This is a genomic window from Methylobacterium sp. W2, from assembly GCF_020662345.1.
Taxonomy (GTDB): Bacteria; Pseudomonadota; Alphaproteobacteria; order Rhizobiales; family Beijerinckiaceae; genus Methylobacterium.
This window is the reverse complement of the sequence record NZ_VMOA01000004.1, coordinates 1-23594: the sequence shown is the minus strand read 5'-3', so window position 1 is coordinate 23594 and position 23594 is coordinate 1. Positions and strand designations below refer to the sequence as shown.

General features: G+C 65.8%; 25 protein-coding genes and 1 tRNA gene. 5 read left to right on the top strand and 21 right to left on the bottom strand.

Annotated features, from left to right (window positions below; translation table 11 throughout):
• The first annotated feature begins 28 nt into the window (after window positions 1-28).
• Window positions 29-105: transfer RNA gene (locus FPV16_RS03220), tRNA-Pro, on the top strand.
• Window positions 106-227: 122 nt separating this feature from the next.
• Here FPV16_RS03220 and FPV16_RS03215 read toward each other — a convergent pair.
• From FPV16_RS03215 to FPV16_RS03165, 11 genes are all read right to left on the bottom strand, one after another.
• Entirely contained in the window at window positions 228-482 is a 255-nt protein-coding gene (locus tag FPV16_RS03215; protein WP_227436047.1) for a PilZ domain-containing protein, read from the bottom strand.
• Window positions 483-595: 113 nt separating this feature from the next.
• Window positions 596-2170 (bottom strand): SpoVR family protein, encoded by a 1575-nt coding sequence (locus FPV16_RS03210; protein WP_227436044.1) that lies wholly within the window; start codon window positions 2168-2170, stop codon window positions 596-598.
• A gap of 111 nt (window positions 2171-2281) precedes the next feature.
• The gene (locus FPV16_RS03205; protein WP_227436042.1) at window positions 2282-3583 is read right to left on the bottom strand and encodes a YeaH/YhbH family protein; all 1302 of its coding nucleotides are present in this window, start codon (window positions 3581-3583) and stop codon (window positions 2282-2284) included.
• A 122-nt stretch (window positions 3584-3705) separates the two neighbouring features.
• Entirely contained in the window at window positions 3706-5658 is a 1953-nt protein-coding gene (locus FPV16_RS03200; protein ID WP_027172568.1) for a PrkA family serine protein kinase, read from the bottom strand.
• Window positions 5659-5840: 182 nt separating this feature from the next.
• Entirely contained in the window at window positions 5841-6290 is a 450-nt protein-coding gene (locus FPV16_RS03195; RefSeq protein WP_227436040.1) for a 4-aminobutyrate aminotransferase, read from the bottom strand.
• Window positions 6291-6449: 159 nt separating this feature from the next.
• Window positions 6450-6956, bottom strand: coding sequence for a MerR family transcriptional regulator (locus tag FPV16_RS03190; RefSeq protein WP_227436039.1), 507 nt, complete (start codon window positions 6954-6956; stop codon window positions 6450-6452).
• A gap of 74 nt (window positions 6957-7030) precedes the next feature.
• Complete coding sequence (locus FPV16_RS03185) at window positions 7031-7351, bottom strand: integration host factor subunit alpha (RefSeq protein ID WP_018042326.1); 321 nt, start codon at window positions 7349-7351, stop codon at window positions 7031-7033.
• Between the two features lie 128 nt (window positions 7352-7479).
• On the bottom strand, window positions 7480-8457 hold the full coding sequence (locus FPV16_RS03180) for a beta-ketoacyl-ACP synthase III (RefSeq protein WP_227436038.1): 978 nt from the start codon (window positions 8455-8457) through the stop codon (window positions 7480-7482).
• A gap of 27 nt (window positions 8458-8484) precedes the next feature.
• Window positions 8485-9519, bottom strand: a complete 1035-nt coding sequence (plsX, locus tag FPV16_RS03175; protein ID WP_227436037.1) for a phosphate acyltransferase PlsX — start codon at window positions 9517-9519, stop codon at window positions 8485-8487.
• A 251-nt stretch (window positions 9520-9770) separates the two neighbouring features.
• Window positions 9771-10277 carry a YceD family protein gene (locus tag FPV16_RS03170; RefSeq protein WP_227436036.1) on the bottom strand — a complete coding sequence of 169 codons (507 nt, stop codon included), beginning with the start codon at window positions 10275-10277 and terminating at the stop codon, window positions 9771-9773.
• 1 nt (window position 10278) lies between these two features.
• Window positions 10279-10833 carry a ubiquinol-cytochrome C chaperone family protein gene (locus FPV16_RS03165; RefSeq protein WP_227436035.1) on the bottom strand — a complete coding sequence of 185 codons (555 nt, stop codon included), beginning with the start codon at window positions 10831-10833 and terminating at the stop codon, window positions 10279-10281.
• Between the two features lie 172 nt (window positions 10834-11005).
• Here FPV16_RS03165 and FPV16_RS03160 point away from each other — a divergent pair, with 172 nt between their 5' ends.
• Window positions 11006-11503 carry an outer membrane protein assembly factor BamE gene (locus tag FPV16_RS03160; RefSeq protein WP_227436034.1) on the top strand — a complete coding sequence of 166 codons (498 nt, stop codon included), beginning with the start codon at window positions 11006-11008 and terminating at the stop codon, window positions 11501-11503.
• Window positions 11504-11609: 106 nt separating this feature from the next.
• Here FPV16_RS03160 and hisA read toward each other — a convergent pair whose 3' ends face one another.
• The 10 genes from hisA to FPV16_RS03110 all read right to left on the bottom strand — a co-directional run bounded on the left by hisA (window position 11610) and on the right by FPV16_RS03110 (window position 21721).
• Window positions 11610-12347: a 1-(5-phosphoribosyl)-5-[(5-phosphoribosylamino)methylideneamino]imidazole-4-carboxamide isomerase gene (gene hisA, locus FPV16_RS03155; RefSeq protein WP_227436033.1), complete on the bottom strand. Its 738-nt coding sequence runs from the start codon at window positions 12345-12347 to the stop codon at window positions 11610-11612.
• A gap of 42 nt (window positions 12348-12389) precedes the next feature.
• Window positions 12390-13049, bottom strand: coding sequence for an imidazole glycerol phosphate synthase subunit HisH (hisH, locus tag FPV16_RS03150; protein WP_227436032.1), 660 nt, complete (start codon window positions 13047-13049; stop codon window positions 12390-12392).
• Window positions 13049-13537, bottom strand: a complete 489-nt coding sequence (locus tag FPV16_RS03145) for a DUF2628 domain-containing protein (RefSeq protein WP_227436031.1) — start codon at window positions 13535-13537, stop codon at window positions 13049-13051. The genes hisH and FPV16_RS03145 overlap by 1 nt, the downstream gene beginning before the upstream one ends.
• Window positions 13538-13570: 33 nt before the next feature.
• Window positions 13571-14158, bottom strand: a complete 588-nt coding sequence (gene hisB, locus FPV16_RS03140; RefSeq protein WP_227436029.1) for an imidazoleglycerol-phosphate dehydratase HisB — start codon at window positions 14156-14158, stop codon at window positions 13571-13573.
• 197 nt (window positions 14159-14355) lie between these two features.
• A complete protein-coding gene (locus FPV16_RS03135) occupies window positions 14356-15231 on the bottom strand; it encodes an S-methyl-5'-thioadenosine phosphorylase (protein ID WP_227436027.1) in 876 nt (291 codons plus the stop codon).
• 110 nt (window positions 15232-15341) lie between these two features.
• The gene (locus tag FPV16_RS03130; RefSeq protein WP_227436025.1) at window positions 15342-16241 is read right to left on the bottom strand and encodes a cytochrome c1; all 900 of its coding nucleotides are present in this window, start codon (window positions 16239-16241) and stop codon (window positions 15342-15344) included.
• Window positions 16242-16260: 19 nt separating this feature from the next.
• Window positions 16261-17544 (bottom strand): cytochrome b, encoded by a 1284-nt coding sequence (locus FPV16_RS03125; RefSeq protein ID WP_018042314.1) that lies wholly within the window; start codon window positions 17542-17544, stop codon window positions 16261-16263.
• A gap of 97 nt (window positions 17545-17641) precedes the next feature.
• Entirely contained in the window at window positions 17642-18202 is a 561-nt protein-coding gene (gene petA, locus FPV16_RS03120) for a ubiquinol-cytochrome c reductase iron-sulfur subunit (RefSeq protein WP_227436023.1), read from the bottom strand.
• 241 nt (window positions 18203-18443) lie between these two features.
• Complete coding sequence (locus FPV16_RS03115) at window positions 18444-19856, bottom strand: MATE family efflux transporter (protein ID WP_227436020.1); 1413 nt, start codon at window positions 19854-19856, stop codon at window positions 18444-18446.
• The gene (locus tag FPV16_RS03110) at window positions 19853-21721 is read right to left on the bottom strand and encodes an ABC transporter ATP-binding protein (RefSeq protein WP_227436018.1); all 1869 of its coding nucleotides are present in this window, start codon (window positions 21719-21721) and stop codon (window positions 19853-19855) included. Before FPV16_RS03110 ends, FPV16_RS03115 begins: the two co-directional genes overlap by 4 nt.
• Before the next feature lie 98 nt (window positions 21722-21819).
• Here FPV16_RS03110 and FPV16_RS03105 point away from each other — a divergent pair, with 98 nt between their 5' ends.
• The 3 genes from FPV16_RS03105 to FPV16_RS03095 all read left to right on the top strand — a co-directional run bounded on the left by FPV16_RS03105 (window position 21820) and on the right by FPV16_RS03095 (window position 23533).
• Window positions 21820-22278, top strand: coding sequence for a tRNA (cytidine(34)-2'-O)-methyltransferase (locus tag FPV16_RS03105; RefSeq protein ID WP_227436223.1), 459 nt, complete (start codon window positions 21820-21822; stop codon window positions 22276-22278).
• 97 nt (window positions 22279-22375) lie between these two features.
• Complete coding sequence (locus tag FPV16_RS03100) at window positions 22376-23056, top strand: PspA/IM30 family protein (protein ID WP_227436017.1); 681 nt, start codon at window positions 22376-22378, stop codon at window positions 23054-23056.
• 198 nt (window positions 23057-23254) lie between these two features.
• The gene (locus tag FPV16_RS03095) at window positions 23255-23533 is read left to right on the top strand and encodes a YiaA/YiaB family inner membrane protein (RefSeq protein WP_056255675.1); all 279 of its coding nucleotides are present in this window, start codon (window positions 23255-23257) and stop codon (window positions 23531-23533) included.
• The last annotated feature ends 61 nt before the right edge of the window (window positions 23534-23594 follow it).

Sequence of the window (23594 nt, the reverse complement as noted above, 5' to 3'; positions counted from 1 at the left end):
CGATCGACGAGCTCAGAGCGGTTCTTGACGGAGTATAGCGCAGCCCGGTAGCGCACCTGTCTGGGGGACAGGGGGTCGCAGGTTCAAGTCCTGCTACTCCGACCATTAAAACGCGGTGATATTGGCAAGACAGCCGATGTCCTCCGCTCTGACGGTAAAGGCCGGGGCGCGCTGTCCCCGGCCTTTTTCGTTTTTCCCCAAAGTGATGGTGTTTAGGGTGATGGTGGTCAGACCGGCGCCCGGTTGAAGGTCGCGCCGATGGTCTCGTCGCCACGCCAGACCACGCGGCACACTTCGATTCCCTCGATACAGGCCGAATGCAGGATGAAGGTGTCGGGGACCATGGCGGTCTCCGGAAGGGTGAGCCGGACGCCGGAGGCGGAGATGTCGTAGACGATGCACGGAAGCGTCGTGTGCTCGTCTATGGCGATGAGGCCGGCCTCGTCCCTACGCCGCCGCTCATCGATCCGACGTTCATTCATCACCAACCTCGTTGCTTGCTTGGTCCCGAGGATGGTCAGGGGTCTGCGAAAGAACCAAGAGCCCGATCCATCAAATGCGACGGATCAGGGTTCAATTCAGCGTCGCGGCGGCGTCAGAAGAAGATCGGCCGTGCTGCCGCATGATGTTCGACCAGGACGGCATCCGTGGCCGGATCGATCTCCCTGAGTACCGCGTCGTAACCCCAGAGATCTGCCAGATGTTGCAGGACGCGACGGGCATCGTCCGCCTGGAGCGTGATCCGGTTCAGCGCCTTATGATGGACGATGAGGCGGCGGTCGCCCTCCAGATCCACGTCGATGACCTCGATATCGGGATCGAGCCAAGCGACGTCGTACTGCCTCGCGAAGGAGCGGCGCAGCTTGCGGTAGCCGCGCTCGTCATGGATTGCCTCGACCCGCAACTCCGATTCGGATGGGTTGTCGACCACGTGGAACAGCCGCATGTCGCGCATGAGCTTGGGGCTGAGGAATTGCGCGAGGAAGCTCTCGTCGCGGTAATTCGCCCAGATGTCGCGCAGGGTCGCCATGGCGTCGCCCGTGCCGGCGATCTCCGGGAACCACTCGCGATCCTCTTCCGTCGGCTGCTCCACGATGCGGGCGATGTCCTGCATCATGGCAAAGCCGATGGCATAGGGATTGTGCCCGCCATAGCCGCGCTCGTTGTAGTTCGGCTGGCGAACGACGTTGGTGTGGGACTGCAGGAATTCCAGATAGGCCGCCTCGCCGATCAGACCCTTCTCAGAGAGGGAGTTCATGATGCGGTAGTGGCAATAGGTGGCGCAGCCTTCGTTCATCACCTTGGTCTGGCGCTGGGGATAGAAATACTGCGCCACGAGCCGCACGATCCGCAGGATCTCGCGCTGCCACGGGCGCAGGCGCGGGGCCGCCTTCTCGAGGAAATAGAGCAGGTTCTCCTGGGGCAATTCAAGCAGCGCCTTGCGCCGCTCCAGGGCGGCGTCGGGCCGGAGCCCCGCGCTCTTCTGCGGCAGGGTGCGCCACAGGTCGTTGTAGATCTGCTCGCCGTGCTCGGCCCGCTCACGCTCGCGCCGCTGCTCCGAGGCGAGATCCGGCCGCTTCTTGCGCGGATAGCGGTGGACGCCCTGGCTCATCAGGGCGTGGGCGGCGTCGAGCACCTGCTCCACCGCATGATGACCGTAGCGCTCCTCGCAGCGGGTGATGAACCCCTTGGCGAAATCGAGGTAATCGAGGATACCCTCGGTATCGGTCCATTGCTTGAACAGGTAGTTGTTCTTGAAGAAATGGTTGTGACCGAAAGCGGCGTGCGCGATCACCAGGGTCTGCATCGTCGCCGTGTTCTCCTCCATGATGTAGGAGATGCACGGGTCCGAGTTGATGACGATCTCGTAGGCGAGGCCCATCATGCCGCGGCGATAGCCGGCCTCGTGCTGGGCGAAGTGCTTGCCGAACGACCAATGCTTATAGAACAGCGGCATGCCGATGGAGGCATAGGCGTCGAGCATCTGCTCCGCCGTGATGATCTCGATCTGGTTCGGATACCAGGACAGGCCGAGTTCCTCGCCAGCGATCTTCTCGCAGGCGTCGTGGATGCGGCGGATCGTGTCGAAATCCCAGTCGTTGCCGGAAAACAGAGGCGTCTGACCGCCAGACATCGTCGGCGATGCGGGGAAATGGAGGTTCGTGACCATCGTCGTCCTTCTCTCCGAGCGTTCCGGCTCTCCTCCCCTTCCCCGTGCGGTGAGGAAGGGGGCAGCTCATCCTACCCGCACCGGCTCGTCGCAAAGCCGGCGCCTCGAGCGTCACGCCTCCGCTTCGGCGCGCGCGTCCTTGCGCCCGAACAATTCGCGGAAGACCGGGTAGATGTCGCGCCGATGGTTGACCTTGCGCATGGCGATGGCGCCGCCGGATTTGGCGAGAGCCTCGTAGGTGCGCCACAGGGTGGTGCGGTGCTCGACGAAGCCAGCGCGGGGGCCGTTCTCGTCGCCGACTTCGAGATAAGCGAAATGCTGGCAGGCGGGCAGGATATGGGCGCGCAGCAATTCGGTGGAGGTCGGGCCGTCGCTCGACACGTTGTCGCCATCCGAGGCCTGGGCCGCGTAGATGTTCCAATCGTTGGGGTCGTAGCGCTCGGTGATGACGCGCTTCATCTCCACCAGCGCCGACGAGACAAGGGTGCCGCCGGTCTCGCGCGAGCCGAAGAACGTCTCTTCGTCCACCTCCGTCGCCTTGTCGGTGTGGCGGATGAAGACGATCTCCACGTGCCGGTAGCGCCGCGTCAGGAAGATGTGGAGCAGGATGTAGAAGCGCTTGGCGAGATCCTTCATATGCTCGGTCATCGAGCCCGACACGTCCATGAGGCAGAACATCACCGCCTGGGCGATGGGGCGCGGATAGGGCTCGAATCGGCGGTAGCGCAGGTCGATCGGATCGACATAGGGGATCCGCTTGGTGCGTTCGCGCAGGGCCTCCAGGGCGAGCCTCATGTCGGGGAGCCGGGGGTCGCCGATATCGGCCTCGGCGATGCGACCCTCGAGCTCTGCGATCTCCTCCGGCTTCGGGCGCTTGAGCGCGATGCGCCGCGACATGGAATTGCGCAGGGTGCGGGTGAGCGCGAGGTTGGCGGGCGAACCCGACACGGTGTAGCCGGCGCGCCGCAAGCCTTCGGTCTCGACGATCGAGAGGCGACGCTTGGCCAGATCCGGCAGTTCGAGGTCTTCGAGGAACAGTTCGAGGAACTCGTCGCGCGTCAGCACGAAATTGAACGCATCCTCGCTGTTCTCGGAGCCTTCCCCGCCCTGGCCCGAGCCCTTGCCCCCGCCACCGCCCGGCGGGCGCTCGATACGGTCGCCTTCCACATAGGTCTTGTTCCCGGGCAGGATGTAATCCTGCAGGCCGGTTCCGGATTGGCGGCTGAAGCGGGGCTCGCGCACGCCGTCTCCGGGAACCGTGACGCGCCCGTCCTTGCCGAGGTCCTTGATGTCCTTCTCGCGGGCGGATTCGCGCACGGCGCGCTGGGCCATGTCCTTGACCCGGCGCAGGAAGCGCTGGCGATTTGGAAGGCTCTTGCCTCCGGGATTCAACCGACGGTCAACGATGTGCATCCGGTGCTTTCGTCCTCGCCCTCAAAACCCTGGCCCCTGAGACCCTGGCAGGTTCGACGGTCGTGTCCGGCAGGCACCGCGATGCCCGCCGGCCCTTGCCCGCGACCGGACGTGTCGCCGTCCTAACCCGCCTGCTTCACCCTCATGTACCATTCCACCAGACGGCGAACCTGCCGCTCGGTATAGCCCCGTGCGATCATGCGATCGACGAACTCACCGTGCTTCTTCTCCGTCTCGCCGTCTTTCTTGGAACCAAAGGAGATGACAGGAAGCAGTTCCTCCACCTGGCTGAACATCCGCCGCTCGATCACCTCGCGCAGTTTCTCGTAGGACGTCCATGACGGGTTGCGCCCGCCATGTTGAGCCCGAGAGCGGAGGGCGAACTTCACGACCTCGTTGCGGAAATCCTTCGGGTTGGCGATGCCCGCCGGCTTCTCGATCTTGGTGAGTTCCTGGTTGAGAAGCTCCCGGTTCAGCAGCTGCCCGGTCTCGGAATCCTTGAAGTCCTGATCCTCGATCCATGCATCGGCGTAGTCGATGTATCGGTCGAACAGGTTCTGGCCGTAATCGTGGTAGGATTCGAGATAGGCCTTCTGGATCTCGTGCCCGATGAACTCGGCATAGCGCGGCGCGAGTTCGGTCTTGATGAACTCGAGATAGCGCTTCTCAGTCTCCGGAGGCAGCTGCTCGCGCCGCAGGGACTGTTCGAGGGTGTACATGAGATGGACGGGGTCGGCCGAGACTTCCGTCGTGTCATGGTTGAACGTCGCCGCCATCACCTTGAAGGCGAAGCGGGTGGAGATGCCGTCCATCCCCTCGTCGACACCAGCCGCGTCCTTGTATTCCTGCATCGACCGGGCGCGGGGATCGACCTCGCGCAGGGACTCGCCGTCATAGACGCGCATCTTCGAGAAGGCGTTCGAATTGGCGTGCTCGCGCAGGCGGGAGAGCACCGAGAACCGGGCCAGCATTTCCAGCGTGCCGGGTGCGCAGGCGGCCTCCGCCAGTTCGGAGCCCGAGACCAGCTTCTCGTAGATCCGTTGCTCTTCCGTCACCCGCAGGCAGTAGGGCACCTTGATGACGTAGATACGGTCGATGAAGGCTTCGTTGTTCTTGTTGGTCTTGAAGGTCTGCCACTCGGATTCGTTCGAGTGCGCCAGGATGATGCCGGTGAACGGGATCGCGCCGATATTTTCGGTGCCAACGTAATTGCCCTCCTGCGTCGCCGTGAGCAGGGGGTGGAGCATCTTGATCGGCGCCTTGAACATCTCGACGAATTCGAGAACGCCCTGGTTCGCCCGGTTCAGGCCGCCGGAATAGGAATAGGCATCCGGGTCCGCCTGGGACAGGGTCTCGAGACGGCGGATGTCGACCTTGCCGACGAGGGACGAGATGTCCTGGTTGTTCTCGTCTCCCGGCTCAGTCTTGGCGATGCCGATCTGACGCAGGCGCGAGGGCCGAACCTTGATCACCTTGAACTGCGAGATGTCGCCGTTGAACTCGTCGAGGCGCTTCAGGGCCCAGGGGCTCATCAGGCCGGTAAGGCGACGGCGCGGAATGCCGTAGCGCTCCTGGATCTCGGCGCCCATCACCTCGGGGTCGAACAATCCGAGCGGGCTCTCGAAGACCGGAGAGACTTCGTTGCCGGCCTTCAGGACGTAGATGGGGTGGACCTCCATCAGGGCCTTCAGGCGTTCGGCGAGGGACGACTTGCCGCCGCCGACGGGGCCGAGGAGGTAGAGGATCTGCTTGCGCTCCTCCAACCCCTGCGCCGCGTGGCGGAAGAACGAGACGATCCGCTCGATCGTCTCTTCCATGCCGTAGAACTCGGAAAAGGCAGGATAGACCCGGATCGTCCGGTTCATGAACACCCGGCCGAGACGGGCGTCCTTCGCGGTGTCCACGAATTCCGGTTTGCCGATCGCGTCGAGGATACGCTCGGCCGCGGTGGCATACATGAGGGGCTCGTCCCGGCACGCCTCCATGAACTCGGACAAGCTCATTTCCGTATCGCGGCGGGCCTCATAGCCGCGGGCAAAGCTCTGAAACAGGTCGTTCGTCGATGGCATTGGCATCCCGATCCCTTCACGACTGACACAGCTTCATCCTGTCTCGGCTCGGATGCAACTGACAGGCCCAGTTTTGTCGCAGTGCGGTCGCGACAGCAATCGAGCGTGGGAAGCTTGCCACAGTACGGCACCCGGCGGAGAGTATCGCAGCCGCCGGGCCCGTGATGTCGGAGGGGCTCAGGGACGGATCATAGGTCCGTGGCGCCCTTCTTCGTATCGTCCCCACCCTTCAGGGCCGAGCCGCCGACGGTGATGGTGATGGTCTGGGTGCTGGTCTTTCCGTCGGCCTTCTTGACCTCGACCACGACCTCGTCCGTGCCGGTGAAGCCGTCCTTGCTTTGGTAGAAGACGCCCGTGGCGGCGGTCTTCTTGTTGGGACATTTGTGGCTCGCAGGCGTCGTGACGCTGCCGGTCTTGGTGATGAGCGAGCCGTTCTTGGGTGAGGTGCTGATGCGGATCTCCGGCATCGAGCCCGGCTTGCAATCGTCTTTCAGGTTCGAGGCGATGAGGATGCGGACGCTCTTTCCTGGGGCCGCGGTCTCGGTGCGGGTCGCCGTGTCCTGGGCCATGGCCGGGACGCTGGCGAGGCCGATCAACAGGCTGGCGGCAAGAAAGGCATTCGATTTGGCGGCGTACATCGGGCGGTCTCCGGTGATGCCTGGCGACCTTATGGGCTGACGTGTGTGTGACCGCCGTGGCCCGCTGCATGTGGGAAGGGCGGAGCCCGCCGTCGAGGGGATCGCAGCGTTTCCTTCGAATCCCAATCCGCGCGATCACCTTAGGCCCGGATAGCCGGGTCAGGAGCGGATTACGAGATCCGACGGGTCGCTGAGGGTCCGCAACGCGTCGCGGCAGGCATGGAGATCGTCGAGGACGGCCTGCAGGGCCAGCCGGTCGGCGTCTAGAGGGTCCTCGTCACTCGCCGCGGGGGAAACGGCCTCTTCATCGGCCTCGTATTCCCCGGTCTCCAGATCCCGTTGGGTTGGGGCCGCCACTTCGGCCTCGCCGCGCCCCACCGACTGGACGAAGCGGATTCCGTTCTCCTTCAGGACGCGCTGAGCCCCACGAATGGTGTAGCCCTGTTCGTGGAGCAGGCGCCGGATGCCTTTGATCAGGTCGACGTCTTCCGGCCGGTAGTAGCGCCGACCACCCGCGCGCTTAACGGGCCTGACCTGGACGAATTTCGTCTCCCAGAACCGGAGAACGTGCTGCGGCACGTCGAGCTCGTCGGCCACTTCGCTGATCGTGCGAAATGCGCCCGGGTGTTTCTCCACCGCGTCGCGGTTGTCCACAGAGCCGGGCATGCTCCTCTCGAACGAGCCATCCCCGCCCCGCGCCTTATCGGCAGAAACCTTGGCTGCCAGCGACATGGAAAACCTCAATCGTCGTCCTGTTCCGCGACACCGTTGACGCCGTTGATCCGGGACTTGAGCACGTTGGACGGCTTGAACACCATGACCTGGCGCGGCTCGATGGCCACTTCGACGCCGGTCTTAGGATTACGGCCCACGCGCCGGCCCTTGCCGCGAACGACGAAGGACCCGAACGACGACAGCTTCACCGTTTCACCCGAGGCGAGGCAGGTGCAGATCTCCGACAGCACGGTTTCGACCAGGGCTGCGGATTCCGTCCGCGACAAGCCGACCTGCTGATAGACGGCCTCGCTCAGATCGGCGCGTGTGACCGTCTTCCCTGCCATGCGTCATTCCCCAACGAATCGTATTTTCTGACGTATCTCTATGATCGGACACGCTAATCTGCGTTAGGCCGCAGGTCAACCGGACTTGATGGTCCAGCCCGGGCAGTGTGCTCGGCCCCGGGCTCGTCTCACCAGCGGATCAGTGCGGCACCCCAGGTGAAACCGCCGCCGATGGCCTCGATCATGACGAGGTCGCGGCGCTTGATGCGTCCGTCCTTGCGGGCCGCATCGAGAGCGAGGGGAATGGATGCCGCCGAGGTATTGCCGTGCCGATCGACGGTGAGCACGACCTTGCTCCGGTCGATACCGAGCTTGTCGGCGGAGGCCTCAATGATGCGGCGGTTCGCCTGATGCGGCACGAACCATGTCAGATCGTCGGCGCTCGTCCCCGTGGCCGCGAAAGCGTCGGCGATCACATCCGTCACCGAGCCCACCGCGAAGCGGAAGACCTCCTTGCCCTCCATCCGCAAATGACCGGTGGTGCCGGTGGAGCCGGGCCCGCCATCGACATAGAGCTTCTCGCGGTGCCGTCCGTCGGAGCGCAGGTGGCTGGTAAGCACGCCGCGATCGTCGCTCGTCCCCTCCCCGTCCTGGGCTTCGAGCACAATCGCCCCTGCACCGTCGCCGAACAGGACGCAGGTGGTGCGGTCTTCCCAGTCGAGGATGCGCGAGAAAGTCTCGGCGCCGACGACCAACGCGCGCCGCACGCTTCCGCTCGCGATGAATTTGTCGGCCGTGGAGACCCCGTAAACGAAGCCCGCGCAGACAGCCTGGATGTCGAAGGCGAAGCCGGAGCGGATGCCCAGCCCCGCCTGGATCTGGGTCGCCACCGATGGGAACGTATGGTCCGGCGTCGAGGTGGCGCAGAGGACGAGGTCGATATCCTCCGGCCCCAGCCCTGCATCGTTCAGGGCAGCCTTGGCGGCCGCGATCCCTAAGGTCGACGTGGTCTCGCCGGCACCCGCGAGATAGCGCTGCCGGATGCCCGTGCGCTGCACGATCCACTCGTCGGACGTGTCGACGGTCTTCGTCAACTCGTCGTTCGTCACGAGACGTGCCGGCAGGGCCGAGCCCGTTCCCACCACTACGGAGCGTGTAACCGCCATGTCAGATCCGATCCGGCATCGACCACCTCATGCGGAGGCGGCAACGGGCGTGAGTTCGAGCATGTCGCGAATGGTCCGCATCAGGTCGTGCCGCGCCATGTCGTGCGCGAGATCGACGGCGGCCGCGAAGCCATGAGCGTCTTCCGAGCCATGGCTCTTGATGACGATACCCTCGAGGCCGAGGAACACGCCGCCATTGGCCCGGCTGGGATTCATCTTGTCGCGCAGAGCCTTGAAGGCCTGCCGGGCGAAAAAGTAGCCGATCTTGGCCGAAAGGGTCCGGCTCATGGCCGCGCGCAGGTAGCTGGCAATCTGCTTGGCGGTGCCTTCCGCCGTCTTCAGGGCGATGTTGCCGGTGAAGCCCTCGGTGACCACCACGTCGACGGTGCCCTTGCCGAGGTCGTTGCCCTCGACGAAGCCGTGATAGGTCAGATTCGGCAGATCGCTTTCGCGCAGGCGCCGGGCGGCTTCCTTCACCGCCTCGTTGCCCTTCATCTCCTCGGTCCCGACATTGAGCAGGCCCACCGTCGGCTTATCCAGATCGAACACGATCCGGGCCATGGCGGCGCCCATGAGCGCCATCTCCACCAGATGCTCCGCGTCGGTGCCGATGGTGGCCCCCACATCGAGGACGACGCTCTCGCCGCGCACGGTCGGCCAGAGGCACGCGATGGCCGGGCGCTCGATGCCGGCCAGGGTCTTCAGGCAGATCTTCGACATGGCCATGAGCGCGCCGGTATTGCCGGCCGAGACGGCCGCGTCGGCCTCACCGTCCTTGACCGCCTGGATCGCCCGCCACATCGAGGACTTTCCGCGTCCCGAGCGCACGGCCTGGCTCGGCTTCTCGTCCATGGAGATCGCCACGGTGGTATGGCGAATCTCCACGGCGCCCTTCAGACGCGGCTCGGCCGCCACCAGCGGGGCGAGGATGGCCTCGTCCCCGAACATCAGGAACGTCATCTCGGGATGGCGCTCGCGCGCGATGGCGGCGCCCGGCACCACGGTCGTGGGACCGTGATCGCCGCCCATGGCGTCGAGCGAGATGCACACTCTTTGGGACATGAGGTTCGGCCGGAGGCCTCTTTCAGGATGGACAAACCCCTCTTGGCGAAGGGCCGAGCGAAGGATCGACGGGACGCCCTTCGGCGAGAAGGGATGGACGAGAGGCCTGGACCCGCATGGGCGGGTCCCTCCTCGGCGCGGCGGAAAATAGCGGTTCGAGCCCGGCGGGCAAACGAAATCTCAGCTTTTCCGGAATTCCTGCTTCGACCCCGGCTCCGTCATCCCGCAAATCCGTTGCCCGGGGCCGGGATTCAAACGTCGCCGTGCTTCAATGACTTGAGGATGGCCAGCGGCGATTCCCGCTCCTCGGCGACCGGCTCGAAGGCGATGCCGGGCTTGCGCGGATAGGGGTCGAGACCGAGCGCCAGAAATTCGGCGGTGACCTGTCCGAGGTCGATCGTGCCGTTGACGATCGGATCGGGGATATCGGCCTCCTCGTCGCCGGCATCCTTCTCCGGCTCGCGATCGCTGAACACGATCTCGACGGGTTCGGAGACGTCCGCCTCGAACGGCTCGAGACTGATCGTGCAGATCTGCGTGACGACGGCCGTGACCGTGCCGGTGATGACGAGGTGCTCGGAGGTCCCGCTCCATTGCAGCCGGCCCACGAGGTCGCGGACGGCCGGGATGCGGAAATCCGCGGCCAGCGCCGCCTCTTCCTCCGGTGTCGCCTTGATGACGATTCCGGCCCTGTCCCTGGGCAGGCGGTCGACCCGGAATGGCCGCGACAGGGGCCCGGCCGTCGACTTTGCCGTCATGTCAGATGTCTCCCGATTGGTTGAGGTTCAGCGGCGATGGGAAGCCCGGCCCCTGCGATATGAGCTGATCGAGGTCGCGTCCATCGAGGAGGTCGACGCTTCTCAGCACGTAGCGGGCGAGGCCGGCTCCCGCCTCGGGCGTTTCGGTGCCGATGACGTTGCGCGCCAGGGCGGCCTTGAGGCCGTCCTCGTCCCGGGCATCCAGGGCGCCGTCATAACCCGCCGCGCGACCGTAGAAAGCCGCTCCCAGCTTCTTCATGCGCTTGGGCACGCCAAAATCCCCGACGCCGAGTTCGCGCAGGGAGGAATCGAGCTGCAGGAAGACCGCGTTGACCAGATCCTGGGCGATGTCCGCCGCGGGCTGCGGCAACTGGTTCATCCGCCGCAGGACCAGGATGACATGGAGCGTCAGGCACTCGAAACGGCCCTCCACGGTGTCGGGCACGCCGAGATGGGTATAGAGGGCCGGCACCCGCGAGGCCTCGTTGATCCGCAGATGCAGCGCCTCGACGACGCTGGCACGGGCGGAGCCGCGCTTGAAGAATCGCGCGATCATGCCGTCCACCGGAGGCGAGAGGGGTGTGGCCGAGCTTGCCTTGTCAAAACCATAACCTCGCGGTACGGCAACCGGCAGCCAGGGCGCAAGCTCCACTGGATCGTACAGGTGGGGATCGGCGCCGGCTATGACGCTCACGCGTCGTGTTGTCTCTACGGATCAAGGGTGGCTGATGTCGCGCCGTTTCGTCTCGTCGATCAGCCGCCTCGCCGTCATCGGCCTCGTCGGTGTGGGAATCTCCGGCTGCATCGGTGAAGACCTCCGCCACGGATACCAGATCGATCAGGCCGCCCTCGCCACGGTGAAGCCGGGCATGAGCGCGGAGCAGGTCCTCCAGATCCTCGGCTCCCCGTCCACGGTCTCCACCGTCGGCAACAAGACCTGGTATTACATCACCCAGAACTCGCGCCGCACGGTGCTGTTCCTCGGTGAGCGCGTGGAGGACCAGAAGGTCACCACCGTCTATTTCAACGCCGCCTTCAAGGTGGAGCGCATCGCCCTCTACGGTCTGCAGGACGGCAAAGTGTTCGACTTCATCGAGCGCACCACACCGACCAGCGGCGCGGATCGCGCCTTCCTCGGCCAGCTGTTCCGCGGTCTCACCAAGTACGAGCCGTTCGGCAGCGGCTCGGGCACGAGCATCGTGCCCGGCGCCAAGAACGGCCTCTGACAAGAGCGGCCTCTAGCGCCGCCATTCGCGGGAAACGAAAAAGCCGCGCGCCCCATGGGACGCGCGGCTTTTTTCATGTCGATCGCGACGGTGGAACGACGAAAGCCTACGCGGCCGTCTTTCGGGCGATGGCGGCGAGGGCCTCGCGCGGGTCGATGCGGCCGTCATAGAGCGCCCGACCGGTGATGGCGCCGGCCAGCATGGCGCAATCGGGTTCCAGCAGACGATGGACGTCATCGATCGACGCCAACCCGCCCGAAGCGATCACGGGTATCGTTACCGCCTGCGCGAGGGCGAGGGTCATCTCGATGTTGAGCCCCTTGAGGATGCCGTCGCGGGCAATGTCGGTGTAGATGATCGCGGCCACGCCGGCATCCTCGAACCGACGTCCGAGTTCCTCGGCCGTCGTGCTCGAGGTCTTCGCCCAACCTTCCACCGCCACGCGACCGTCCTTGGCATCGACACCGACGGCGATCTTGCCGGGGTAGAGGCGCGCCGCCTCGCGCACGAAGGCCGGATCACGCACGGCGGCCGTGCCGATGATGACCCGGCTCACGCCCTTCTCGATCCAGGCCTCGACGGTGCGCATCTCGCGGATGCCGCCGCCGAGCTGAACCGGAAGATTCGTGCGGTCGAGAATGGCATCCACGGCGGAGGCGTTCATCGGCGCGCCGGCAAAAGCGCCGTCGAGATCGACCACGTGAAGCCAGGAGAAGCCCTGCTCCTCGAACACGCTCGCCTGCGCGGCAGGATCGTCACTGAAGACGATGGCTTGCGCCATGTCTCCCTGGACGAGGCGAACGCAACGCCCTTCCTTGAGATCGATCGCCGGAAACAGGATCACGGTGGATGTCGCTTTCTAAATGTCGATGAGCCGATGGGCCAGTTACGGGCGCCAACGCAGGAAGTTCGCGAGCAGTGCCAGACCGAGATGCTGACTCTTCTCAGGGTGAAACTGGGTCCCGGCGACGTTGTCGCGCGCCACGAGGGCGGTGACCGGGCCGCCATACTCGCTCTCGGCGACGACATCCGTCCGGTTGACCGGATCGAGGGCGTAGCTGTGGACGAAATAGGCGTGCAGCCCATCCTCCCCCGTGGGGATGCCGTCGAGGAGCGCATGCGGGCGCTCGGGTCGGAGGGTATTCCAACCCATATGCGGGATCTTCAGGTCGGGGTCGGACGGGCGGATCGGGCGAACATCGCCAGCGATCCAGCCGAGCCCCGGGGTGGTCTCGTATTCGAGGCCCCTGCTGGCGAGGAGCTGCATCCCGACGCAGATGCCGAGGAACGGGCGCCCTCGCTCATGCGCCGCATGCGTCATCGCCTCCACCATGCCGTCGACCGAATCGAGGCCCCTGCGGCAATCGGCATAGGCGCCGACACCGGGGAGCACCACGCGGTCGGCGGAGGCCACGACTTCGGGGTCGCTGGTGACGACGATGCGGGTCGTGCTCAAGCCGGCTTCCCGCCCCGCGCGCTCGAAGGCCTTCGCCGCCGAGTGCAGGTTGCCCGACCCATAATCGATGATCGCAACGGTTTCGGACATCACGAACGACGGGGCTCGGCGAAGGGAAACATGCCGATGGCGGTCTCGCTCGGACGCACCGTGGCCGTCGAATAAGCGCTCGGACCCGGCCGGATCACCGCGGGCGCGGCCAGCCAGCGGTTCACCGCCTTGATTTCGGCGTCCTCCGCAGAATCGGCGACGACGGCGTCACGGGCGGGGCGGCCACGCCTGGCATAGGTCCAGCGGCGCAAGCTGGACGCCTCCATCCCCACCAGGAGGAGGAGCAGGACCGTGATGAGGAAGCCCGAGACGGTGCTGAGACCCAGGAACCGGCCGGCGAACCCGGCTGCCACCAGCAGGGCCAGCACGCCGAGCCCCGCCAGCCAGAGCCGGTGAAAGAAGAACCAGAGCGGACCGAAGACGAAGGCCCGGAGCGAGAAACCGTCGGGGACGAGGATGGCAGTCTCGAGGCCGTGGGCCTCGCCCGCGATGGCATCCGACGGGAGATGGAACGTGTAGGTGCGCATGCGTGTGTCCGCCTCTTCCCGCCCGTGAAAGCCCTAGAGAGAACCCTTCGTCGAGGGGATGCGACCATCCTCGCGCGGATCGACCGCAACGGCTGTCCGCAAGGCGCGGGCCAAGCCCTTGAAGCAGCTCTCCGCGATATGGTGAGCATTGTCGCCGTACAAGGTCTCCACGTGCAGGGTGATCCCGGCATTCATGGCGAAGGCCTGGAACCACTCGCGCACCAGTTCAGTGTCGAACTGCCCGATCTTCTCCGCCTTGAACGCAGTGCGGAAGACAAGGAACGGTCGTCCCGAAATGTCGATGGAGACCCGTGTCAGCGCTTCGTCCATGGGCAGGTGGATGTCGGCGTAGCGCGCGATGCCCCGCTTGTCGCCCAGTGCCTGGGCAAAGGCCTGGCCGAGGGCGATGCCAGTATCCTCGACGGTGTGGTGGTGATCCACATGGAGGTCGCCGGTGACCCTGGCCTCCACGTCGAACAGCCCGTGCCGGGCGAAGAGCTCCAGCATATGGTCGAAGAATCCGACTCCCGTCGAAATCGCCGCCTTGCCGGTCCCATCGAGGCCAATGGACACGCTGACGTCGGTCTCCGCCGTGCGGCGGCTGATGCTCGCGGAACGCATCGTCGAGGGATCGCTCATGGTTTGACCGTCACGTGAAGGGCCGTCGTCTGAAGCATCGGCGTGGACGATCGATGCAACGTCACGGCTCGATGCCGGACGCGTACACCGGATCATCGATCCGGATGAGATATCGGGATCAACGCTCTAGAGGCAAATGCCTTCCCGTGGGAAGGCCTTGCCATCGAATGCCTGCGTGGTCAGGCGGAGAGGACCCGGCCTGCCACCGCATCGAGCTTGGCCAGCAATTCGGGATCGCGGTGGGACGGAGCCGTCATGATCGCGCCGTCGAGGGCACGATGCGAGCCGGCGGGACACTCCTCCCGCTCCGCCGGGAAATCGCGGGCGATCCGCGACACGAGGCGGGCCGCCTTGTCCGCATTGGCGCGGGCGACGGCGACGACGGAGGCCACGTCCACATCGGCATGGCCCGGGTGCCAACAATCGAAATCCGTCACCATGGCGATGGTAGCGAAGGTGATCTCCGCTTCGCGGGCGAGTTTGGCCTCGGGCATGTTGGTCATGCCGATCACGTCGTAGCCGAGGCCCTTGTACGTGCGCGATTCGGCAAAGGACGAGAATTGCGGGCCTTCCATGCAGACATAGGTCCCGCCCCGATGGATCGGCAGGTTCTCTGCCGCAGCGGCCGCGGCAATGCGCGCCTGGAGGGCCGGCCCGACGGGATGGGCGAAGGGCACATGGGCGACGCAGCCATTGCCGAAGAACGAGGAGTCCCGGCCGTGGGTGCGATCGACGAACTGGTCGACGAGGACGAACAGGCCGGGATGAAGCTCGCTCCTGAACGAACCGCAGGCCGAGATCGAGACGAGGTCGGTGACGCCGGCCCGCTTCATCACGTCGATATTGGCGCGGTAGTTGATGCCGGAGGGAGAGAGCCGGTGGCCGCGTCCGTGGCGGGCCAGGAACACGACCTTGGTCGCGCCGATCCGGCCGATCCGCAGCGAGTCGGAGGGCTCTCCCCAGGGGGAACCGATCGCCTCCTCGCGGACGTCTTCGAGGCCCGGTAGATCGTAGACACCGGATCCGCCCATCACGCCGAGCACTGCTGCGGTCATGCCGAATCTCCTGTCGTCGTCGCGATGGCGCGTCGGGCGCGCCGTCATGGTGGAAACGAAAACGGGCCCGCGACAGCGAGCCCGTTCCTCGTGATCCGCCTTTAAGGCGCTCAGCTCGTCTTGTGAAGCTCCGGCTGCAGACCGTGAGCCTCGCCGCCCACATCCGCCCAGACCTTCTTCTTCACATAGTAGAGGAGGCCCGACAGGATGATCAGGAACAGGATCACACGGAAGCCCAGGGCCTTGCGTGCCTCCATGTGCGGCTCGGCCGCCCAGGACATGAACGCCGCCACGTCGTGCGAGTATTGCTCCGCCGTCTCGGGAACGACGGGGTTGCCGTCGGCGCCCTTGGCGTAGGTCACTTGGCCGTCGCTCAGGGGCTTGGCCATCGCGATGAGATGGCCGGGATAATACTTGTTGTAGTTCGTGCCCGCCGGGACATCCATTCCCTTCGGAGCGTCCTCGTAGCCGTTCAGGAGTGCGTGGATGTAGTCCACGCCCTGCTCCGAATAGCCGATGAAGGGCATCGCATCGAAGATGAAGTACGGGAAGCCGCGCTCGTAAGTGCGGGCTTTCGCCAGGACCGAAAAGTCGGGCGGGGCCTTGCCGCCATTGGCAGCGGCGGCGGCCTTCTCGTTCGGGAAGGGCGACGGGAAGGCGTCGGCCGGGCGGCCGGGCCGCTCGAACATGTCGCCGGAATCGTTGGGGCCGTCCTTGATCTTGTACTCGGCCGAAAGGGCCTTGACCTGACCCGCCGTGAAGCCCGGCCCGCCCTTCTCGGCGAGGTTGCGGAACTTCACCAGGCTCATGCTGTGGCAGTTGGAGCAGACCTCGCGATAGACCTGGAAGCCGCGCTGGAGTTGGGCCTCGTCGAACTTGCCGAAGACGCCGGCAAAGCTCCACTTTTCGCGGGGCGGGTTCGGCGTGGCGTGACCGTCCTCGGCGCCGGCCGAAGCCAAGCCGAGAAGGATCGCGACGAGGGTGGCGGCGAGGATGCGCGAGGTGTTCATGCTGTTCACGATCCGCACCTCAACCCTTCGACGATGGCGCGGCGGCCGCACCGGCTGGCATGCCCGAACCGCCATATTGCGGATGCGGTCCGGTCACGCTCTCCAGGATCGATCCCGGCATGGCTTTCGGTGTCTCGAACAGCCCCACCAGCGGCATCACGATGAGGAAATGCGCGAAGTAGTAGGCAGTGCAGATCCGCGAGGCGAGAACGTAGCCGCCTTCCGGCGGCTTGGCGCCAAGCCATCCGAGTATCACGCAGACGGCCACGAACAGCCAGAAGAACTGACGGTAGATCGGGCGGTAGTTCGCCGAGCGGACCCGCGACGTATCGAGCCATGGCGCGAAGGCCAGGATGATGACGGCGCTGAACATCAGGATGACGCCGCCGAGCTTGTCCGGCACCGCGCGCAGGATCGCGTAGAAGGGCAGGAAGTACCATTCCGGCACGATGTGGGCGGGTGTCACCGAGGCGTTGGCGGGGACGTAATTGTCCGCGTGCCCGAGGTAGTTCGGCTGGTAGAAGATCCAGTAGGCGAAGAACACGAAGAACACGACGACGGCGAACACGTCCTTGATCGTCGCGTAGGGCGTGAACGGCACCGCGTCCTTGCCGCTCTTGATCGGGATGCCGGTGGGGTTGTTCTGGCCGGTGACGTGCAGCGCCCAGACGTGGAGCACCACGACGCCGAGGATCATGAAGGGCAGCAGGTAGTGCAGCGAGAAGAAGCGGTTGATCGTCGGGTTGCCGACGGAATAGCCGCCCCAGAGTAGGCTCTGGATCGTGTCGCCGACGATCGGGATCGCGGCCAGGATGTTGGTGATGACGGTGGCGCCCCAGAAGCTCATCTGGCCCCACGGCAGGGTGTAGCCGAGGAAAGCGGTGGCCATCATCAGGAGGTAGATGATGACGCCCAGGATGTAGAGCACCTCGCGCGGGGCCTTGTACGAGCCGTAATAGAGCGCGCGGAAGATGTGGACGTAGACCGCGACGAAGAACATCGAGGCGCCGTTGGCGTGCATGTAGCGCAGCAGCCAGCCGTAATTCACGTCGCGCATGATGTGCTCGACGGAGTTGAAGGCGTTGCCGGCGGAAGGGTCGTAATGCATCGCCAGCCAGATGCCGGTGACGATCTGCGACATCAGCATCGCCATAAGGATGGCGCCGAAGGTCCAGAAATAGTTGAGGTTCCGCGGGACCGGGAAGGCGATGAACGACGAATGGACCAGCCCGACGATGGGCAGCCGCGATTCGAACCACTTGGCGATCCGACTCTTGGGGACGTAGGTGGCGTGACCGCTCATGTGGTTACCCGCTTCGAAGTCTGTTTCGCTCTGATCCGTCGCGTGCCGTTGCGCGCCGGACCCCCTCCCTCACCGCCCGTGGGCGATGGTCCCGAGATCAGGCGACGGCCTTGCCGCCGTCTTCGCCGATCCGGATCTTGGTGTCGTTCAGGAACGCGTAGGGGGGAACCGGCAGGTTGGTCGGCGCCGGTCCACGGCGCACGCGGCCGGAGGTGTCGTAGAGCGAGCCGTGGCAGGGGCAGGACCAGCCTTCGTACTGGCCCTGATGCCCGATCGGGACGCAGCCGAGATGGGTGCAGTTGCCGTAGACCACGAGCCACTTGGCGTGGCCTTCCTTAACCCGGGCGGAATCGGGCTGAGGGTCCATGAGCTCGCTGAGCTTCACATCCTCCGATTCCTTGATCTCCTTCTCGGAACGGTTCCGTACGAAGATCAGCTTGCCGCGCCAGAACACGTTGACGATCTGGCCCTCCTGGATCGGCGTGAGATCCACTTCGAGGGGGGCACCGGCGGCGATCACTTCCGCATCGGGCGCCATCGACGCTACGAAGGGCCAGGCCAACGCACCGGCACCCACGGCGAGGCCCGCACCGGTCGCCAGGAACAGGAAGTCGCGGCGGGAGCCGTCGGGACCTGATGTGGGAGGGGTGTTCGCCAAGATGGACACTCCGGTCAGGATGGCGCCGGCTCGGGCCGCCCGCAGATCGAGGACGCGCCGCTTCCGTTCGCCGACAATTAGAGGCGCTCGAAAGAAGCACGCAGCGCTGACGCAGACACGATTGCACCGGGCGGTGCAATGCGACCGGGCGTCACCCGAGACGAGCCTTCTGAGGCACGGTTGTCTGGCACGCCAGATGCGAATTTGTCCAGAGTAGGCCCGTGACGGCAAACGGCATTCGTCACGGGCGCACAATGACGTTGCCACTGAGGGACAGCCAGCGCCGCACCAGCATCACGGCGACCACCGCCAGACCGGCGCAGAACCCCATCCAGATCCCCGAACCGCCGAAGCCGAGACCCCAGGCCGCAAGGATGCCGGCCGGAATACCGACGATCCAGTAGCCGAACAGGGCGATGCCCATGGGAATGCGGGTGTCCTGCATTCCCCGCAGGGCGCCGAGCGCCACCGACTGGATGCCGTCCGCCATGGCGAAGAGTGCCGCAAAGCCAATGAAGGTGATCGCATAGGGAATCACCTCGGCATTGCCGGGAGCGTCGAGGTCGAGGAAGAGGCCGATGAGTGAACGTGGCAGCGTCACCTGCGCGAGGGCGCACGCGCTCATGAAGCCGAAGCCGAGGAGGATCGCGATGGTGCCGGCCCGGCGCATGGCCGTGCGGTCTCCCGCCCCGAAGGCGCGCCCGACTCTTACCGTGGCCGCCTGACCGATACCGTTGGGCACCATGAAGCAGATCGCGGCGATCTGGATCGTCACGGCATGGGCCGCAAGCGGCGCCGTTCCGAACAGACCCATGCCGAGGACGGCGGCCTCGAACAGGCTCGCCTCGGCCAGACCCGTCGCCGCCATGGGCAGGCCGAGGCGGAACATGGTCGCGAGGCGCCCGGCATTGGGGCGCCAGACTCCGAAGAAGAGCCGCCGCCGCCGGAGAGACGGCGCGAGCATCATCACGCCGATAAGGGCGGCCAGGGAGAGAAACGCGGCGAGCGTGGTGGCAAGCCCGACGCCGACTAGACCGAGGCCGAGCAGCCCCGGCCCCTCGAAGGCGAGCCAGATCGCCAGCCCGACATTCACCGGCAGCGCCGCGAGGCTGATGGCCAGTGGCCAGCCGGGCCGCTCCAGGGCGGAGAGGCTGGCGCGCAGGGCCATGAAGGCGAGGGCCGGCCACATCGACCATTGCAAGGCCCGCATGTAGAGCCCGGCATCCTCGGCGAGCTTCTGTTGCTGCCCCATGGCCAGCAGAAGGGGCTCGGTGTGCCAGAGCGCCAGCATCACCGGGAGGACCGCGATGGTGACGGCCCAGAGGCCGGCCCCCACGATGCGGCGCACGTCGTGATCGGCGGAATCGCCGCGGCCCACCGCGCCCGCGATCAGGGGAGAGACCGCCGAGGCGAGGCCGATCCCGCAAATGAACAAGATGAAGTAGAGGCTCGTCGCCAGGGCGCCGGCCGCAAGCGGCTCCGCGCCGAGCTGCCCGAGCAGAACCACGTCGGCGGTGACGAGGCCGTGCTGCGCGAGGTTGGTGAGGATCAGCGGAGCGGCGAGCACCAGCGTCGCCCGCAGCTCAGTGAGCCACGGACCGCGCGAGGGCCGCCGCCGCTCAGCTGCCCCGGCCGTGAGATCGAGGGCGATCATTCCGCCGCATCCTCGTAGCGGGTCGGGGAGACGTCGCCGAGGAAGCCGCCCGACTGACGCTCCCAGAGGCGCGCATAGAGGCCGCCGCTGCGGATCAGGTCCGCATGCGTCCCCTCCTCCACGATGCGGCCGGCATCGATCACGATCAGCCTGTCGAGGGCGGCGATGGTGGAGAGCCGATGGGCGATGGCGAGCACGGTCTTGCCCTGCATGAGCGTGTCGAGACTGTCCTGGATTGCCGCCTCGACCTGACTGTCCAGGGCCGAGGTGGCCTCGTCGAGGATCAGGATCGGCGCGTTCTTCAGGATGACGCGGGCGATGGCGACGCGCTGACGCTGGCCGCCGGAGAGCTTGACGCCACGTTCGCCCACCTGGGCGTTGTAGCCGGTGCGGCCCTTGTGGTCGACGAGGCCGGCGATGAACGCATCGGCTTCGGCCAGCTGCGCCGCCCGCCGGATCTCCTCCATGGACGCGTCCGGCCGGCCGTAGGCGATGTTGTCCCGGATTGAGCGATGCAGGAGCGAGGTGTCCTGGGTGACCATGGCGATGGCCCCGCGCAGGGATTCCTGCGTGACCCCGGCGATGTCCTGACCGTCGATGAGGATTCGCCCGCTCTGGATGTCGTGCAGGCGTAGCAGGAGAGCCGTCAGGGTCGTCTTGCCAGCGCCGCTGACGCCCACCAGCCCGACCTTCTCGCCTGGGCGGATATGCAGGTCGAAATCCTCGATCACGGCAGGCGTGCCGTCGCCGTAGCGGAACCCGACCCGGTCGAAGCGGATGTCGCCGCCGCCGACGGCGAGGGTGCGGGCGTCGGGCCGGTCGACGATCCCGTGCGGGCGCGAGATCGTCTGCATGCTCTCTTGGATCACACCGACATTCTCGAAGATGCCGCGCACCGTCTGCATCACCCAACCGGACATCGCCATTAGGCGGAGGATGAGGGCCAAGCCCGCCGCCGCCTCGCCGGTGGTCATGCCGCCCCGCCGCCACAGGACGAAGCAGGCCGTGGCAGTGGCGACGATGAGCGCGCTGTTGAGGAGGCCGAGCAGCGTCGTGGTCGTCGTGACGAGCCGGAACTGGTGGAGATGGGCGACCGTATGCACGTCGATGGCATCGCGGACGGCGGCACGCTCCTCGCGGTCGCGGGCAAAGAGCTTCACGGTGAGGATGTTGGTGTAGCTGTCGACGATACGACCGATCAGGAGGGAGCGCGTATCGGCCGTGACGAGGGAGCGGGCGCGGGCGCGGGGCACGAACCACCAGGTCAGCGCTGAATAGGCGGCGACCCAGACCACCACGGGCAGGGCCATCCAGAGGGAGATGGAGCCGAACAGGCCCACCGCCGTGACGGCGTAGATCGCCACGTAGAGCAGCGTATCGATGAAGACGACGGCCAGTTCGCGCACGGCCGGGCCGACCTGAACGACCCGGTTGGCGAGCCGGCCGGCGAAATCCGCCTGGAAATACGAGAGCGAGTGGCCGAGGGTGTAGAGATGCGTGCGCCAGCGGACCTGGTTGGTCGCCTGCGGCACGAGAAGCTGGTTCGACATCACCTCGTGCAGCCAGACCGTGAAGGGGCGCACCACGAGAAGCAGGATCGCCGCGAGACCGATCTTGAAGCCGTGCTCCTGCAGCACCGTCGCACGGTCGGCCGTGTTCAGAAGATCGATGAACCAGCCCATGAGCAGGTAGAGCGACGCTTCCACCGTTCCGGCCGCGATGGCCACGAGGAAGAGCAGCACCAGGGCGACACGCATCGGCTTTAGGTAGAAGGCGGCAAAGCCCGTCACCGTCTTCGGCGGCATCCGCCCGTCTTCGAAGGACGCGAACGGATCGATGCGGCGCTCGAGCCAATCGAGAAACATGGTCTGGTCCGGTGTTGGAGGTCTGTCTCAGGTAGTCGGCCTTGACGGACCGCCAACCGTGAGGCGATGCCGCAGACGCAATGCAGCTGCCCGGTCCGATGCTCCGTCTCGCCCTCTACCAGCCCGACATTCCCCAGAATACGGGGACGATCCTGCGGATGGCGGCGTGCCTCGACGTCGCCGTCGACATCATCGAGCCGGCGGGGTTCGACGTTTCGGACCGTCACCTGCGCCGATCGGGCCTCGATTATCTCGACCATGTGGCGATCACGAGGCATCGCTCCTGGGCCGCCTTCTCGCAGTGGCGGGCCGAGACCGCGACAAGGCTCGTCCTCGCCACCACCGCCGGCGCCCTGCCCTACACCGCCTTCGCCTTCCTCCCCGGCGATTGCATCCTGCTGGGCCGGGAATCGGCGGGCGTCCCCGCTTCCGTCCACGAGGCGGCCGATGCCAGGATCGTCATTCCCATCCGTGAGAGTATGCGCTCGCTCAACATCGCCGTGGCGGCGGCGATGATCCTCGGCGAGGGACTCAGGCAGATCGGCTCGATCCCGTAACCCACGCTTTGAACGGTGTGCAGTTCAGCACTTGAACGGCGTGCATATATCGGCGACAGCATGAGTGTGAACAGCGTTCAAACGCCGGAGGCACACCATGCTTAAACTGTTTCGGCTCCTCGCCCGCGGCGCGGCCGCCCGGGCCGAGGAAGAGGTCATCGATCGCCACGCCCTGCTCATCCTCGATCAGCAGATCCGTGAGACGCGGGTCTCGCTGGAGCGCAGCCGGCAGGCCCTTGCTGCCGCTGTCGCCGGTGACAAGGCGGAAGAGCGGCGTTTCGCCGAGGTGGAGGCCCGCGCGGCGGATCTCGAAGAGCGTGCCCTGGCGGCGTTGGCGGCGGGACGCGAAGAGCTGGCCACCGAGGCGGCGGAGGCCATTGCGGAGCTCGAAGCCGAACGCGATGCCATCGGCGAGGCGCGCTCGAGATTCGCCCGCGAAGTCGCCCGCATCCGCTCCGTCGTCGCCGACGCCACGCGCCGGCAGAGCGAGCTGGAGCGCGGACGCCGCATCGCCGCCGCCGCGGAGGCGGCCCGACGACTCGGCGTTCAGGCCAACCCGAGCGAGCGGGCGACGTTGAAGGAGGCTGAGGCGACATTGAGCCGATTGCGTGCCCTCCAGACCGAGGCCGCCGACACGGAGGCGGCGCTCGCCGAGACCGAGCCCGGTCTCTCCATCGCCGAACGGCTCGAGCGCGAAGGCTTCGGCTCGAGCACCCGCCCGAGCGGCGGTGCCGTACTCGACTGTCTGCGGCGCAAGGTCGAGGCGCGCGCTGCGTGAAAGCCCATGTGACGCGGCCCTACGACATCAGGCCAAGTCGCCGCGAGCATCATTCTCCCACCCGCCACCTCAGCATGAGGCGGGGTGGGGATCGATCGCTAGAATCACCGACGTCACTTCGATCGACATTCATGCCGATCTTCAATGACTCGAAGAAAATCCATTCAGCTCAACTCTCTCACATCGAGGATCACGATCATGACCATCAACAACGAGACCACTCAGCATTCCGGTGCCTGGGTCACCTTCACCTACGCCTCCTTCATCGGCTCGGCGGCGATGGTCGGGCTCGGCATCCTGTTCATGCCCATGGACATCTGGATCAAGGGCTACCTTGCTATGGGCACGATCATGCTGGTCCAGTCCTGCATCACCGCCACCAAGACCATCCGCGACGTCCATGAGGGCCGCCGCATGGTCAACCGGATCGAGGATGCCAAGACCGAGCGCCTGCTCATGTCGGTGGGCAAAGATTGAGCGCGCCTCGATTGACGATGGACGGGAGGGATGGGACATCCCTCCCCCATGACGATGTCCG

Excerpts from the sequence above, each read along its gene's own strand:
- FPV16_RS03185 (WP_018042326.1), bottom strand. The coding sequence starts at position 7,351 with ATGGCAGGGAAGACGGTCACACGCGCCGATCTGAGCGAGGCCGTCTAT.
- FPV16_RS03210 (WP_227436044.1), bottom strand. The coding sequence starts at position 2,170 with ATGGTCACGAACCTCCATTTCCCCGCATCGCCGACGATGTCTGGCGGT.
- FPV16_RS03215 (WP_227436047.1), bottom strand. The coding sequence starts at position 482 with ATGAATGAACGTCGGATCGATGAGCGGCGGCGTAGGGACGAGGCCGGC.
- FPV16_RS03105 (WP_227436223.1), top strand. The coding sequence starts at position 21,820 with ATGCTCCGTCTCGCCCTCTACCAGCCCGACATTCCCCAGAATACGGGG.
- FPV16_RS03135 (WP_227436027.1), bottom strand. The coding sequence starts at position 15,231 with ATGACCGCAGCAGTGCTCGGCGTGATGGGCGGATCCGGTGTCTACGAT.
- FPV16_RS03110 (WP_227436018.1), bottom strand. The coding sequence starts at position 21,721 with ATGTTTCTCGATTGGCTCGAGCGCCGCATCGATCCGTTCGCGTCCTTC.
- FPV16_RS03145 (WP_227436031.1), bottom strand. The coding sequence starts at position 13,537 with ATGCGCACCTACACGTTCCATCTCCCGTCGGATGCCATCGCGGGCGAG.
- FPV16_RS03200 (WP_027172568.1), bottom strand. The coding sequence starts at position 5,658 with ATGCCAATGCCATCGACGAACGACCTGTTTCAGAGCTTTGCCCGCGGC.
- hisH (WP_227436032.1), bottom strand. The coding sequence starts at position 13,049 with ATGTCCGAAACCGTTGCGATCATCGATTATGGGTCGGGCAACCTGCAC.
- FPV16_RS03130 (WP_227436025.1), bottom strand. The coding sequence starts at position 16,241 with ATGAACACCTCGCGCATCCTCGCCGCCACCCTCGTCGCGATCCTTCTC.
- FPV16_RS03095 (WP_056255675.1), top strand. The coding sequence starts at position 23,255 with ATGACCATCAACAACGAGACCACTCAGCATTCCGGTGCCTGGGTCACC.
- hisB (WP_227436029.1), bottom strand. The coding sequence starts at position 14,158 with ATGCGTTCCGCGAGCATCAGCCGCCGCACGGCGGAGACCGACGTCAGC.
- FPV16_RS03205 (WP_227436042.1), bottom strand. The coding sequence starts at position 3,583 with ATGCACATCGTTGACCGTCGGTTGAATCCCGGAGGCAAGAGCCTTCCA.
- FPV16_RS03160 (WP_227436034.1), top strand. The coding sequence starts at position 11,006 with ATGTCGCGCCGTTTCGTCTCGTCGATCAGCCGCCTCGCCGTCATCGGC.
- FPV16_RS03190 (WP_227436039.1), bottom strand. The coding sequence starts at position 6,956 with ATGCCCGGCTCTGTGGACAACCGCGACGCGGTGGAGAAACACCCGGGC.
- FPV16_RS03165 (WP_227436035.1), bottom strand. The coding sequence starts at position 10,833 with ATGATCGCGCGATTCTTCAAGCGCGGCTCCGCCCGTGCCAGCGTCGTC.
- FPV16_RS03115 (WP_227436020.1), bottom strand. The coding sequence starts at position 19,856 with ATGATCGCCCTCGATCTCACGGCCGGGGCAGCTGAGCGGCGGCGGCCC.
- FPV16_RS03100 (WP_227436017.1), top strand. The coding sequence starts at position 22,376 with ATGCTTAAACTGTTTCGGCTCCTCGCCCGCGGCGCGGCCGCCCGGGCC.
- FPV16_RS03195 (WP_227436040.1), bottom strand. The coding sequence starts at position 6,290 with ATGTACGCCGCCAAATCGAATGCCTTTCTTGCCGCCAGCCTGTTGATC.
- plsX (WP_227436037.1), bottom strand. The coding sequence starts at position 9,519 with ATGTCCCAAAGAGTGTGCATCTCGCTCGACGCCATGGGCGGCGATCAC.
- FPV16_RS03180 (WP_227436038.1), bottom strand. The coding sequence starts at position 8,457 with ATGGCGGTTACACGCTCCGTAGTGGTGGGAACGGGCTCGGCCCTGCCG.
- FPV16_RS03125 (WP_018042314.1), bottom strand. The coding sequence starts at position 17,544 with ATGAGCGGTCACGCCACCTACGTCCCCAAGAGTCGGATCGCCAAGTGG.
- FPV16_RS03170 (WP_227436036.1), bottom strand. The coding sequence starts at position 10,277 with ATGACGGCAAAGTCGACGGCCGGGCCCCTGTCGCGGCCATTCCGGGTC.